Origin of the sequence: Streptomyces sp. NPDC050636, assembly GCF_040654775.1 — a bacterium.
In the GTDB taxonomy this organism is placed as follows: Bacteria; Actinomycetota; Actinomycetes; order Streptomycetales; family Streptomycetaceae; genus Streptomyces.
On the sequence record NZ_JBFAIP010000145.1, the window covers coordinates 1 to 11924 of the forward strand.

The window sequence follows — 11924 nt, forward strand, 5'->3', positions numbered from 1 at the left end:
GCCGACCACGCAAAACGCTCGGCTGGGAAACCCCAGCTGAGCGTCTCGCTAAGCTCCTGGCGACAGCCAGTTGATCACCTGTGTTGCAACGACCCTTGGAATTCGCCTGAGGCCGGGGGCAGGTCCGCGGATGGGTTTGCGCTGCGTGCTTTTGGCCTGCGCGGTGCGTCCGTTAGGGCTTTCAGTAAGTGCTGTCTCCGGCAGGTGCGCCGCGCTCCGGGCCGGCGTGGTGGTCGCGGATGAAGGGGGTGCGCCAGCCCGGCGAGCGGCCGAGGGTTGTCAGGATCTTCTCCAGTGTGCCGGTGCCGTCGTCCGCAGCCAGTCCCGGCCGAAAGGCGCTGCCTGGGGCGAGCCGGGAGTCGCCGTCCGGGACGGCGCGGGCTATCGGCAGTGCGGCCTGCAGGAGTTCGGAGCCGGGTGCGTACGTGATGCCCAGGGTGCGGGCGACATCCCAGCTGTGCACCACGTAGTCGAGAAGGTGGAAGCCAATCGCGCGGGCGGCGGGGAAGGTCTGAGCCTGGGTGAATTCGGGGAGGGCGAACTCGCGGTCGGGGCTCTCCAGGGTTGTGAACGCGGCGATGACGTTCTCGGCTGCGTCGCCGTATTGCGTGACGGGATCCTCGCCGAGTGGCCGGACCGACCAGTGCGACAGGTCCCACCCGTGCCCGAGCGCTGCCGCCGCGAATCCGTGGTGCTGGGCGGTCATATGGGCGAGCAGGTCCGACAGTGTCCACGCCGAGCAGGGGGTTGGCCTGAGGAGATCGCCGGGGGTCATCCGGCGTATCAGGTTCACGCTGTCCCGGACCGCCTGGGCATTGAGGTGCCGGAGGCGTGCGAAGTCCGCGTGCGATGCGGGCGCATCCAGATGATTCATATGCATGTGCTTACGATCTGCGTGAGCACATGAATTGTCAACGGGTATTTTCTTGACCATGGTCGAGAACGCAGCCGACAGCGACACCACATCCAGGGGGCGGCCGACCCGTCCCGATCTGGCGGCGATGATCGTGCCCCTGGGCCGTGCGCTCATGGCAGCCGAGCAGCCGATCCTCGACGCGCACGGTCTGACGATGTGGGCGTACTCGGTACTGCTGCACCTCGACGAGTCACCGATCCGCACACAAGCGGCGCTGGCCGAGGCCATCCGGGCGGACAAGACCCGCATCATCCCCGTCCTCGACGATCTGGAGGCCCGTGAGCTGATCCGCCGTCAGCCGGATCCCAAGGACCGACGGGTTCGTCTGCTGTCGCTCACCGCCGAGGGCAGGCGGCTGCGGGATGCGGTACAGGCCGCGATCCAGCAAGGCGAGGAGCAACTGCTCACCCAGCTGCCGGCCGCCGACCGCGCCGGCTTCCTGAAGGGGCTGCAGGCCCTGTCCGAGCTGCCGGAACTGACGTCGCGGAAGACTGGACGGGGCTCGCCGCAATCCTCGTCTGGACCCGACGCCGACTAACTGACCGTTTCAGAATGAGGTCGCTGGCGCGGGATGGCGGCGGCTTCGGATGGGCAGGTGTGCGGTGTGTCCGGTGATCTTGTTCCTGATGCCCTGAGGGAGCGCATCGCGCCGCTCCTTCCGCCGCGTCCCGCACGGCGGGTTCATCATTCGGGGCGCTTGCCGGCGCCGGACCGGGCGGCCCTGGCGTGCATCGTCTACGTGCTGCGCAAGGGAGTTGCCTGGCGTGACGTGCCGGCGCAGGTCGTGGGCTGTTCGGGAGTGACGAGCTGGCGCCGGCTGCAGGACTGGACCGAGGCGGGCGTCCGGCCCCGCCTGCACCACGTGATCCTCACCGAGCTGCGGGTGGCCGGGGTCCTTGACATGGACGGCTGCGCCGTCGACGGCTCCCACATCAGGACACTCAAAGGGGGGACCATGTCGGCCCCTCGCCCGTCGACCGGGCCAGACCGGGGCCGAAACGCCATGTGATCGTCGACCGGCACGGCATTCCGCTGGCAGTGTCCCTCACCGGCGGCAACCGTCACGATGTCACCCAGCTCCTTCCGCTCCTGGACGCGATCCCGCATATCCCGGGGCTGCCCGGCCGCCCTCTCCACAGGCCCGGCCGGCTGTTCGCCGACCGGGGCTACGGCTTCGACAAGTACCGCCGTCTGCTGTGGAAGCGGGGCATCAAACCCGTCATCGCGCGCCGGGGAGACGTCCACGGGTCAGGGCTCGGCCGGACCAGATGGGTCGTGGAACGTACCTTTGCCTGGCTCCATCAGTTCAAATGGCTCCGCATCCGTTACGAACGCCGAGCCGACCTTCACCAGAGCCTGCTCGAACTCGCCTGCATCATCATCTGCCTCCGCCGACTACCCCAATCACCTTGAAACGATCAGTTAGACAAGGGTCGGAAACACGAACGGCACGTCGGTCAATTGTTCCGACAACTCCCACAGACGGCGGCCGGTCTCGGCATTGGCCGCCGCGGGGGACAACTGCACCCGCGTCGGTGCGCCGCGCAGCTCGGCCAGGCCGTCCGGCCCGATGAATTGCCCGCTCTCCACGTCGGGGGCGGTCGCCGCGTACAGCTGGGGCAGCGCTCCCTGGTCCGGGGACTGCGCGAGCGGAGTGAGGATGCGGCCGAACAGCACCTTCACCACGCCGACCGGCCCGCTCGTCTGCAGGTTGGTGGCGGTATAACCCGGGTGGGCGAGCAAGCTGCGCACCGGGCCGCCGGCCGCGGTCAGCCGCCGGTGGAGTTCCCATCCGAAGACAGCGTTGGCGAACTTCGACTGGTTGTAGAAGGCCATGGGCGAGTACTTGCGCTCGCCGGAGAGGTCGTCGAAGAAGAGGCGCCCCTGCCGGTGGTTGGTCGAACTCACCGTGACCACGCGGGGGTCGCGCCCGACGGTCAGCAGGTCGAGGAGCAACCCGGTGAGCGCGAAGTGGCCGAGATGGTTGGCGGCGAACTGCAACTCGTGGCCCTGCGCGCTGAGCGTCCGCGGCGGCGCCATCACGCCGGCGTTGTTGACGAGCACGTCCAGCCGCGGATGGTCGGTATGCAATTGATGAGCGAAGGCTCGGACCGAGTCGAGATCGGCCAGGTCGAGGTGGCGCACCTCGAGGCTGGCGCCCGGCTGATCGGCGGTGATCTCTGCGACCGCCCGGTGACCCTTTCCCTCGTCGCGTACCGCAAGGATCACGTGCCCGCCCTGGCGGACGAGCGCTCGGGTGGTCGCCAGGCCGAGGCCGCTGTTGGCCCCGGTGACGACGAACACCCGCTTGGTCTGGTCCGGAATCTGCTCGGCAGTCCAGCGCTGATGCTGTGTCATGCGGCATACGGTGCCTCTAGTGGCACTTGGTGTCAAGACGCGCCTAGGTGTCACACGAGGCATGGCGTTACCATCGTCCGGTGAGTACCCGCCCTGAAATCAGCATGGCCCAGCGCAAACGTCAGCTCGTCTCGGACGAACTGACCGAAGCGGCACTGCAGTTGCTAGCGCTGAAGGGGTTCGACGCGGTCACCATCGACGAGATCGTGACCACAGCCGGCGTGTCCAAGCGAACGTTCTTCCGGTACTTCGCGTCCAAGGAGGACGTGGTCGTCCAGTTCCTGGCCGACATGGGCACCGGCATTCGCGCAGAGTTGGCGGCCCGCCCCATCGAGGAGTGCCCCTCTGCGGCGCTGCAGCACGCCGTCTCGGTCCCCATCGCCGCCTGCGCCGACCACTCCGACAGAGCACTGCGAGTGGTTCAGCTGATTCTGCGTACCCCCGCCCTGCTCGCACGCTTCCTGGAGCGCCAGGCGCAGTGGCGCGACGACCTGACGGCGGAGTTGGCGCGCCGCCTGGGGCTCGACCCCGACACCGACCTGTACCCGCAGCTAGCCGCTGGGATGACTCTGACCGCCTTCAACACCGTGCTGCATCGGTGGAGCGACGACGGCAGTGCCGAGGACCCCTCCGAACTGACCAACCGGGCCTTCGCCATCATCGCCCCGGCGTTGGACGCCGTCGAACGGCGGACCTCTCCCGCGCACGTGCATCGCGGTGGATGAGTGAGCTGCTTCTGCAGCCGTCAAGGGGTGTCTGCTGGTGGGCGGTGTCTACCGATGTGCCACTGAGCCAACGACTGCGCTGGCTGGTCGCGTCGATCAGCAGGCACTTTCGCGAGGCCGACGGGCTTGCCGACAGCGCGGCGGTGCGCCAACTACCCACCCATTTTGAAACGATCAGTAAGGAGCTGGACCCGACGCCGACCAAGGAGACAGCCCCTAACGACCTCGCGGACGGCGAGCGTCAGGGCGTACCGACCTTCAGGCACTGGAGCTGACCGCCGACCGGATCCGCCAGTTCGAGCGGGCGGGGCATGCGCGAGGTCGTGATGGGGCGCATGGCGGGACGGTTCGGCCGGGTAGTCGGCGCCGGGCGGACTACGCCCCATGTTGGCCGTTGTTACGATCCTCCGCATGCACAGCGTAGAGACCGTGGTCGACGGAGCGGACGTGCGTCGGGTCGTCACTCTGGCCATCGACACCTTGCGGGATGCAGATCCCCGGGCTTGGGAGGCCAAGGCGGGAACGCTTGAGTGGACGTGTTGGGAGACGCTCGAGCATTTGGCCGATGACCTGTTCACCTACGCCGCGAGGTTTGGGCTCACCAAGCCGCCGATCTCCACGGTGTTGCCGTTCCGGACGGGCAGTGACCGAAGCGGTGGGCCGGCAAACGTCATCTTCGTTGAGCGCGCCTCGGGTCCCGAGGGCCTCCTGACCATCTTGGAAGCGTGTGGTGGTCTGCTCGCCTCCGTCCTCAGCACTGCCCCCTCGACCACCGTTGCTCACCACGTCTTTGGGCCCTCGGATCCAGAGGGCTTTGCCGCAATGGGCGTTGTGGAGACCCTCGTGCACACCCACGACATCGCTCAGGGGCTGAATCTGGAGTGGTCGCCGCCAAGGGAGCTGTGCGAACGGGTCCTGAAGAAGCTCTTTCCCCATGTTGTCATCGATCTTGATGTCTGGGAGATCCTGCTGTGGGCAACTGGACGCACCGCCCTCCCCGATCGCCCACGACTCACCGAGTGGCGCTGGTACGGCACCCAGGGCGCGTGAGCGCCTGTACCGATGCCATGCACCGGGCGTAGACCACTTCGGCCTGCGCCCGGACACCGGTGCGTCCTCCCCGTCGACCGTGACCACCTTCCGCATGCCCGTGTTGTCCCGTCTCAGTGAAGGTTGATCGTTCTCATTGAAGTCTGGTGACCTGTAGGTTCGTCTCACTGAAGTCTGAATGGCCGAACGTGCGGAGGCTGAGGTGGCCGAGACGATGGTGGACGAGGTGATGGCCGAGCTGGCCGAGCTTGAGGACCCGAAGGCACGCGAGGTGAACGAGAAACACGGTGACGATCACGGTGTGAACCTCAGCAAGCTGCGCGCGCTCGCGAAGCGGCTGAAGACCCAGCAGGAACTCGCGTGCCAGCTCTGGGAGACGGATGACACCGCGGCGAGACTGCTGGCGATCCTGATCTGCCGCCCGAAGGCGTTCGAGTGTGACGAGTTGGACGTCATGTTGCGCGAGGCGCGCACACCCAAGGTGCACGACTGGCTCGTGAACTATGTGGTGAAGAAGAACCCGCACTCGGAAGAGCTGCGCCTGGCCTGGTCCGCCGATCCGGATCCCGTGGTCGCGAGTGCCGGATGGGCGCTGACGACCGAACGCGTGACGAAGAAGCCCGAGGGCCTCGACCTCGCAGGACTGCTCGACGTCATCGAGACGGAGATGAAAGACGCCCCGGATCGCCTGCAGTGGGCGATGAACCACTGCCTGGCTCAGATCGGGATCGAGCACGCCGAGCACCGCACCCGTGCAATCGACATCGGTGAGCGCCTGGAGGTGCTCAAGGACTACCCGACTTCCCCGGGCTGCACGTCTCCGTTCGCACCCATCTGGATCACCGAGATGGTGCGTCGACAGCACGACAACTAGGAACGGTACCGGCGGCCTCACACGGGCTGCCAGGGTCAAGGCCAATAAGTAGCGAAGCGGCAATGAATCTGACCACTGCATCGGTTCGAGGCTGGGCGGAGACGATCCTGCACCAGCTCGGCGACCCCGCCGGCCACACACTGGACGTTACGACGACCGGTCCTGCCAGAGAGCCGAAAGATCTCGGTTCCGGTGCAGTGTTCGGATCACGGCTACGCCTGGACTGGGACGAACAGGCCAGTGAACCGGCCCTTGCTCACTCGGCTGATTCCACGGTCGTCGTCACACTCGCGTACCGCGATGGTTCCTCGATCTCCGTGCTTGTGGACCAGACCATGGGCGAGGCCGAAGCCGTGGCCCTGCTGGCCGATCAGCTGCAGGACAGTGTGCTGGAGAACACCGGCGGCGCTCCGGTTCCGCCGTGCCCGGGCCACGGGCACCCGGCGGTTGCGGAAGTAGTGAACGGCATCCCCTCCTGGGTGTGCCCGAAGGCCGGCGGATCACGTCCCATCCTCTCCAGCAGCGCTACGTAGGCTTCGCCAGCCCAACCGGGCTGCGCACTCCGCTGCCATGTGGCACCGTTCGACGGCTCTGATCCACCACTCAAGAACACTTTGATGGCAGGCCCCGGGCCTTTCCGGCGGATCCATCCGATGCTCTCCAGGTCCCGCCCAACGGCTCGGCGAGCGCCCCGGATTGGCAGGATTCGATCCGCCGGTGAGGGCCTACTACGCGTCGGCTGTCTCCGCCGAGTCCCGGGGTGTGCCTGCCGGCCGGCGCTCCGCCCAGCGCCGCTGGGCGAGTGGGTCAGCGTACGGTGCCGTCCCACTGCCAGTCCGTGCTCCGGGGCAGCCCGGGAAGCGGGGCGCGGCCCGTACACCACAGCAGAGTGTCGGACGGGCGGTGCCCGGAGGGGGCGTCGGGGAAGAGGCGGGCCAGGACGGCGGTGCTGGTGTCGTCGGGCAAGGCCCAGGGGATTCCGAGGGCGCGGGTGATGTCGTAGGTGTGGACGGCCAGTTCGGTGATGCCCATGGCGGCGAAACCGGTGGCGTCGGAGTGGCCCCAGGGGTGCCAGGCTCGTACGTCCGCAGCCGTGTCGCGGACGGTGGAGGTGAGGAGGGACGCCGCGATGCGGAGGCCGTCCAGGCAGGCGGGGATGGGGGCTTGGGGGTCGAGAGAGGCGAAGAGGGTGACGTAACGGTCGACGGGGCGGGCGATGAGAAGGCCCGCGTAGCCCGTCAGGCCGAGGGCGAGGTGGTCCAGGGTCTGGCGGCAGGTCCAGTCAAGGTCGTGGGCGAGGCGCGACCAGTCGTGGTCGGCTCCCTTCTGGAGGGCGGCCAGGCAGTCGTCGGTGGCGGTGGCGAGCAGGTCCGTCCATCGTGGGGTGGTAGCCGGAGGGGCCGGCGCGGGAGCGGTGGTGGCTGTCGGGGGCATGGTCATTTGCTGTCCGCCGGGTTCTTCAGGGCTTCGATCACACTCGCGTAGCTGTCGGAGCCGTGGCCTGCGGCCCGGGCCCGTTCCATGGTGGCTTTGAGGAGTTCGGGCAGGGCGTTGTCGATGCCGCGGGCCGCCGCGGCGTGGAGGAGATGGTCGATGGCCGCGATCTGTACGTCGACGGTGGCATCGTCACCCGGGTAGTGGCCGGCGTCGACCTGGGGCGCGTAAGTGGTCAGGAAACCGGCCACGGCGCTCAGCCAGCGGATCGCGAGGGGTGTGAAGGCCGTGGCCTCTGTCTTCTCCGCGCCGACCAGTGCGGTGCCGTGCAGCCAGCCGGTCATGGTGGACCACATCAGGCCGAGCAGGGCGGCATCGTAGAGGGAGGCCAGACCCGGGTCGGTGCCCAGGTGCAGAGGGTCGCCCAGGGACGCCAGTGTCGGACGATGCGCTTCGAAGACGGTGTGTGAACCGCTGTAGAGGAACATCATCTCGGGGCTGCCGACCCCCGGCGGGGTGGTCATGATCGCGCCGTCGAGGTAGTCGGCGGCGTGCGAGCGGGCCCATGCGGCAGCTTCGTGGGCCTGCTCCGGGGAACCGGAGGTGAGGTTGACCAGGGCCTTGCCCGCCAGGGAGCCCGCGGCGGGGTCGAGGGCGGCGTGCAGCGCTTCGTAGTCCAGTACGCAAGTGATGATCAGCGGGCTCGCCGCGATCGCCTCCTCGGGCGTCGCGGCCAGCTGGGCGCCTCGGTCGGCCAGCGGCTGCGCCTTGTGCGCCGAACGGTTCCACACGGTGGTCGGGTGGCCCCGCTCCAGCAATACGGTGGCCAGTGCCGAGCCCATCGAGCCCAATCCGATGACGGTCACGGCCGAGCGATCGAAATCCATGCCTCAACTCCCTGTCTGTCCGCACCTGGCGGTTGATCACGTAGGCACCATGCTCACAGCGTGCGGCGACCGGGAACAGTGACACCGGTGACGGCAACCGCCAAATTCCTGCCATACGCTGCAAGGCATGAATGCTGGTTCCGTCGCCGTGGTCGTGACCGAGGAAATCGGGGTCCCCTCATGGGACCTGTACGAGTTGAGCATCCCCTGCACCGTCTTCGGGAAGCCGCAGCCCGACCTGGCCGACCCCTGGTACGACCTGCGGCTGTGCAGTACGCAGGAGCCCTTTCAGGACGGTCCCGCGAACGGAACCGGACTGTCACTGCGGACCCGTTACGGGCTCGACGACCTTGTCGGCGCCGACACGGTCATCGTGCCCTCGGTACCCGATCCCTGCGTCGACGAGGGCAGACCGCTGCCCCAAGAGCTGATCACGGCCCTGCGCCACGCCTACGACGCAGGCGCCCGCATGGTCTCCCTGTGCACCGGCGCCTTCGCACTCGCCGAGGCAGGGCTGCTCGACGGCCGCCGCGCCACCGCCCACTGGATGCACACCGCTCAACTGGCCGCGCGCTACCCGAAGGTACAAGTCGACGACTCGGTGCTGTACGTGGACGACGGTGATGTGCTCACCAGCGCCGGCCTGACCGCCGGACTCGACCTCTGCCTCCATCTGGTACGCCGCGACCTGGGCCCGCATGTCGCCAACCAGCTGGCCCGCCGCATGGTGGTGCCCGCTCACCGGCCCGGCGGCCAGGCACAGTTCATCGACCTGCCCGTGCCCGCCACCGACGACCGGGGCCTGGGGCCCGTACTGGACTGGGCCCGGGCGAACCTCGACCAACCGCTGACGGTCGAGGACTTGGCGCAACGGGCCGCGGTGAGCCCGCGCACTCTCTACCGGCGGCTCCAAGCGGCCACCGGGTCGACTCCGCTGCAGTGGCTCCTCAACCAGCGTCTGCGACGGGCCCAGAGCCTGCTGGAATCGACAGACCTGCCGATCGCCAGGATCGGGGAACTGAGCGGCCTCGGCACAGCGAACAACCTCCGTCACCACTTCCTCAAACAGATCGGGGTGTCGCCGAGCGACTACCGACGGGCCTTCCCGCGGACGTAGCGGGCCACGACACCCGGGATGTGGGTCTCCCCCCGCCGCCGGGCAGAGCATCGACGCGGGCAAGAAGACTGCCGGCAGGAAGCGTCAGATATCGGGGAAGAGTGACATCACACGCGCCCGCCTCGCCCAGGGCGATCAGCTCATTCCTTCTGGTATTGCTTGGCGACCTCCTTGGCCAACTCCTGGGAGTTGCGCAGAGCCTGGTCGACGGACTGGGCCCCCGCGATGGCGTTGCTGATCTCGTTGGAGACCTTCGTGCCGAGATCGGAGAACTCGGGGATGCCGACGAACTGGATGCCGATCGTCGGCCGCGGCTGGAGGCCGGGGTTGCGTGGATCGGCGCCGGCGATCGAGTTGCGGGTCACATCCGCGAACGCGGATGCGGCGGCGCGGTACTGGGGGTTGGCGTAGGTGGAGGCGCGGGTGCCGGCGGGTACGTTGGCCCATCCGGTGGTCCGTCCGACGAGCTGCTGGTACTGCTTGCCCGAGGCCCAGGAGATGAACTTCCAGGCGTCGTCGGACTGTTCGGATGACTTCCGTACTCCCCAGGCCCAGGTGTAGAGCCAGCCTGAGCTGTTGGTCTTGTCGACCGGGGCGGGGACGTAGCCGACCTCGCCCTTCACCCGGGAGCCCGCTGCCTCCAGGGAACCGGCCGCGGCCGTGGAGTCGTACCACATGGCGGTCTTGCCATGGGTGAAGTCGTTGAGGCACTCGGCATACCCGGACTCGGCGGCGTTGGACTCGCCGTGCTTCCGGACCAGGTCGACGTAGAACTCGGTGGCGGATTTGAAGGCGGAGGAGGTGAGCTGTGCTTCCCAGTCCTTGGTGAACCACGTTCCGCCGAAGGTGTTGACGACCGTGGTGAGCGGTGCGATCACCTCACCCCAGCCCGCCTGGCCACGCAGACAGATGCCGTTCATGCCCGGCTGCGCGCCGTCGGTCTTCGCCGCCAGGTCGGCGACCTGCTGCCACGTGGGGTGGGCCGGCATGGTCAGACCCTCGGCGGCGAAGACGTCCTTGCGGTACATCAGGAAGGACGACTCACCGTAGAACGGCTCACCGTACAGCTTGCCGTCGTCCGCGGTCAGCGACTGCCGCATCGGCGCGAGGATGTCGGCCTGGTCGAACGTCTTGTCCTTCGAGGCGTACCCGTCCAGCGGCAGCAGCCATTTGTTCTTGGCGTAGAAGGGCACCTCGTAGTTGCTGATGGTGGCGACGTCGTACGCCCCCGCCGGACTGGAGAAGTGCAGGCTGATCTCGTCCCGGACGTCGTTCTCCGGCAGCACGGTGAAGTTGACCTTGATGCCTGTCTCTTTGGTGAAGTGGTCCGCGGTGAGCTTCCGCACCTCCAGCATCTGCGGGTTGTTCACCATCAGCACGTTGATGGCACGGCTCTCGGAAGAACCCCCGGAACCGCCGGCGCACCCCGCAAGCAGCACCCCGGCCGCTGAAGCCACGACCGTAGTGCGTATCCGGTGTTCTGTGCGGAGTGTTCGGATCACCGTGATCGGCTCCTCATGTGGTTGGTGACTCGTGATGCGGTTGGCGACTCGTGAAAGTGAGTTGAACCACACTCGACGGAGGTTCGACAAGAGGTAGGGAATCGTAAAAATTGCAACTATCGGGACGTCGGCCCCTGGCGGCGGGAGCAGCCGAGCCAGCGACGCGCCCACGCCCTCAGCCGGATGACTGACTCTCTGCCACCGCCGACAGCACCCGGCGCCGACTCCGCACCAACCATTCGCGGTCGCGAGGGAAGTCGGCGAAGTCCCGCAGGCCGGCCAGCAGCGGATGGTCCGTTGTGATGCCCGAGTGCTGTAGCAGGGCGAGGTCCTGCATGCTCTCGGAGAAGACCTCCCACCGCAGGGAGTCGACCGGTCCGTCGTCGCCCGGGTACACCACGAAGGCATCACCGCTGGGCAGCGCCGACCCGCCACCGTCGGTAACCCGGTACGGGTCGACGAGCTCGGTTGTCAGATGTCGGTACCAGTAGTTGTAACCCCAGTGAAGGAAGCCCTTGGCACCGGTCCGGTAAAGCAGCCAGCCCAGCATCCGGAGGTTGGGCAGCGGTGTATCGATCAGTCGGTTGACATAGCGGCCCCGAGGCTCGGTACAGAAGTACGTCCATGCGGTGTGCCCCTGCACCAAGAAGTCCGGCGCGGTGCTGACGATCGGGATCGGCACGTCGATGAGCCCTTCCGCGGCGAAACGGACATCGCTCAGTGCGTCCATGACGCGCATCCACGGCGCCAGCCGGCGCACGAGCTCTCGTGCGGCCCGGTAATTGGTCAGCGCCTCGTCGCCGTCCGGTTCATCGGACAGGTGGAAGTGGCTGCGCTCATGCAGCCCTTCGATGGCGAGGAAGCGTTCCAGCTCCGGCAGGAGCCGACTCAGAAACCTGGTGTAGATATCGGAGGTCCCGGCGGTCCGGTCGTCCCACAGCGCACGTCTGTCGGCTCCGTGGCCCTCGTAGACCCGCGGGGCGTGCGCCGCTCCCCACTGTGTGAACAGGTGCGACCACTCGAACCGGGCGATCCCCTGCGCCTGGCACTCGCAGATCGGA

Annotated in this window: 14 protein-coding genes; 8 read left to right on the forward strand and 6 right to left on the reverse strand. The window is 67.5% G+C overall.

Going from position 1 to position 11924, the window contains the following annotated elements; translation table 11 throughout:
* Positions 1–181: 181 nt before the first annotated feature.
* On the reverse strand, positions 182–880 hold the full coding sequence (locus tag AB0I10_RS38190) for a TIGR03086 family metal-binding protein (RefSeq protein ID WP_363157348.1): 699 nt from the start codon (positions 878–880) through the stop codon (positions 182–184).
* A 52-nt stretch (positions 881–932) separates the two neighbouring features.
* On the opposite strand from AB0I10_RS38190, the gene AB0I10_RS38195 reads away from it, so the two are divergent.
* Complete coding sequence (locus tag AB0I10_RS38195) at positions 933–1454, forward strand: MarR family transcriptional regulator (RefSeq protein ID WP_363157349.1); 522 nt, start codon at positions 933–935, stop codon at positions 1452–1454.
* Positions 1455–1520: 66 nt separating this feature from the next.
* Positions 1521–2329 (forward strand): IS5 family transposase gene (locus AB0I10_RS38200; protein WP_363157350.1). Its coding sequence is split into 2 segments (ribosomal slippage): positions 1521–1860 and positions 1860–2329, totalling 810 coding nucleotides; the frame shifts between segments, so codons are not numbered across the junction.
* A 9-nt stretch (positions 2330–2338) separates the two neighbouring features.
* On the opposite strand, the gene AB0I10_RS38205 is transcribed toward AB0I10_RS38200, so the two are convergent.
* Positions 2339–3274 carry an oxidoreductase gene (locus tag AB0I10_RS38205; RefSeq protein ID WP_363157351.1) on the reverse strand — a complete coding sequence of 312 codons (936 nt, stop codon included), beginning with the start codon at positions 3272–3274 and terminating at the stop codon, positions 2339–2341.
* 104 nt (positions 3275–3378) lie between these two features.
* Here AB0I10_RS38205 and AB0I10_RS38210 point away from each other — a divergent pair, with 104 nt between their 5' ends.
* From AB0I10_RS38210 to AB0I10_RS38230, 5 genes are all read left to right on the forward strand, one after another.
* The gene (locus AB0I10_RS38210) at positions 3379–3999 is read left to right on the forward strand and encodes a TetR family transcriptional regulator (RefSeq protein ID WP_363157361.1); all 621 of its coding nucleotides are present in this window, start codon (positions 3379–3381) and stop codon (positions 3997–3999) included.
* The gene (locus AB0I10_RS38215) at positions 3996–4274 is read left to right on the forward strand and encodes a hypothetical protein (RefSeq protein WP_363157352.1); all 279 of its coding nucleotides are present in this window, start codon (positions 3996–3998) and stop codon (positions 4272–4274) included. The genes AB0I10_RS38210 and AB0I10_RS38215 overlap by 4 nt, the downstream gene beginning before the upstream one ends.
* Positions 4275–4410: 136 nt before the next feature.
* Positions 4411–5049, forward strand: coding sequence for a maleylpyruvate isomerase N-terminal domain-containing protein (locus tag AB0I10_RS38220; protein WP_363157353.1), 639 nt, complete (start codon positions 4411–4413; stop codon positions 5047–5049).
* A 178-nt stretch (positions 5050–5227) separates the two neighbouring features.
* Complete coding sequence (locus tag AB0I10_RS38225; RefSeq protein WP_363157354.1) at positions 5228–5923, forward strand: DNA alkylation repair protein; 696 nt, start codon at positions 5228–5230, stop codon at positions 5921–5923.
* A 62-nt stretch (positions 5924–5985) separates the two neighbouring features.
* The gene (locus AB0I10_RS38230) at positions 5986–6456 is read left to right on the forward strand and encodes a hypothetical protein (protein ID WP_363157355.1); all 471 of its coding nucleotides are present in this window, start codon (positions 5986–5988) and stop codon (positions 6454–6456) included.
* Between the two features lie 274 nt (positions 6457–6730).
* Here the strand turns inward: AB0I10_RS38230 and AB0I10_RS38235 are convergent, their stop codons facing one another.
* Both AB0I10_RS38235 and AB0I10_RS38240 read right to left on the reverse strand, forming a co-directional pair.
* Entirely contained in the window at positions 6731–7357 is a 627-nt protein-coding gene (locus tag AB0I10_RS38235) for a maleylpyruvate isomerase N-terminal domain-containing protein (RefSeq protein WP_363157356.1), read from the reverse strand.
* A gap of 2 nt (positions 7358–7359) precedes the next feature.
* On the reverse strand, positions 7360–8244 hold the full coding sequence (locus tag AB0I10_RS38240; RefSeq protein WP_363157357.1) for an NAD(P)-binding domain-containing protein: 885 nt from the start codon (positions 8242–8244) through the stop codon (positions 7360–7362).
* Between the two features lie 127 nt (positions 8245–8371).
* On the opposite strand from AB0I10_RS38240, the gene AB0I10_RS38245 reads away from it, so the two are divergent.
* The gene (locus AB0I10_RS38245) at positions 8372–9361 is read left to right on the forward strand and encodes a helix-turn-helix domain-containing protein (protein WP_363157358.1); all 990 of its coding nucleotides are present in this window, start codon (positions 8372–8374) and stop codon (positions 9359–9361) included.
* Between the two features lie 140 nt (positions 9362–9501).
* Here the strand turns inward: AB0I10_RS38245 and AB0I10_RS38250 are convergent, their stop codons facing one another.
* Together AB0I10_RS38250 and AB0I10_RS38255 are read right to left on the reverse strand one after the other, a co-directional pair.
* Positions 9502–10863 carry a sugar ABC transporter substrate-binding protein gene (locus AB0I10_RS38250; protein WP_363157359.1) on the reverse strand — a complete coding sequence of 454 codons (1362 nt, stop codon included), beginning with the start codon at positions 10861–10863 and terminating at the stop codon, positions 9502–9504.
* A gap of 175 nt (positions 10864–11038) precedes the next feature.
* The coding region (locus AB0I10_RS38255; RefSeq protein WP_363157360.1) for a DUF4091 domain-containing protein at positions 11039–11924 on the reverse strand (886 nt) is incomplete at its 5' end.

Excerpts from the sequence above, each read along its gene's own strand:
- AB0I10_RS38190 (WP_363157348.1), bottom strand. The coding sequence starts at position 880 with ATGCATATGAATCATCTGGATGCGCCCGCATCGCACGCGGACTTCGCA.
- AB0I10_RS38195 (WP_363157349.1), top strand. The coding sequence starts at position 933 with ATGGTCGAGAACGCAGCCGACAGCGACACCACATCCAGGGGGCGGCCG.
- AB0I10_RS38205 (WP_363157351.1), bottom strand. The coding sequence starts at position 3,274 with ATGACACAGCATCAGCGCTGGACTGCCGAGCAGATTCCGGACCAGACC.
- AB0I10_RS38210 (WP_363157361.1), top strand. The coding sequence starts at position 3,379 with ATGGCCCAGCGCAAACGTCAGCTCGTCTCGGACGAACTGACCGAAGCG.
- AB0I10_RS38215 (WP_363157352.1), top strand. The coding sequence starts at position 3,996 with ATGAGTGAGCTGCTTCTGCAGCCGTCAAGGGGTGTCTGCTGGTGGGCG.
- AB0I10_RS38220 (WP_363157353.1), top strand. The coding sequence starts at position 4,411 with ATGCACAGCGTAGAGACCGTGGTCGACGGAGCGGACGTGCGTCGGGTC.
- AB0I10_RS38225 (WP_363157354.1), top strand. The coding sequence starts at position 5,228 with ATGGCCGAACGTGCGGAGGCTGAGGTGGCCGAGACGATGGTGGACGAG.
- AB0I10_RS38230 (WP_363157355.1), top strand. The coding sequence starts at position 5,986 with ATGAATCTGACCACTGCATCGGTTCGAGGCTGGGCGGAGACGATCCTG.
- AB0I10_RS38235 (WP_363157356.1), bottom strand. The coding sequence starts at position 7,357 with ATGCCCCCGACAGCCACCACCGCTCCCGCGCCGGCCCCTCCGGCTACC.
- AB0I10_RS38240 (WP_363157357.1), bottom strand. The coding sequence starts at position 8,244 with ATGGATTTCGATCGCTCGGCCGTGACCGTCATCGGATTGGGCTCGATG.
- AB0I10_RS38245 (WP_363157358.1), top strand. The coding sequence starts at position 8,372 with ATGAATGCTGGTTCCGTCGCCGTGGTCGTGACCGAGGAAATCGGGGTC.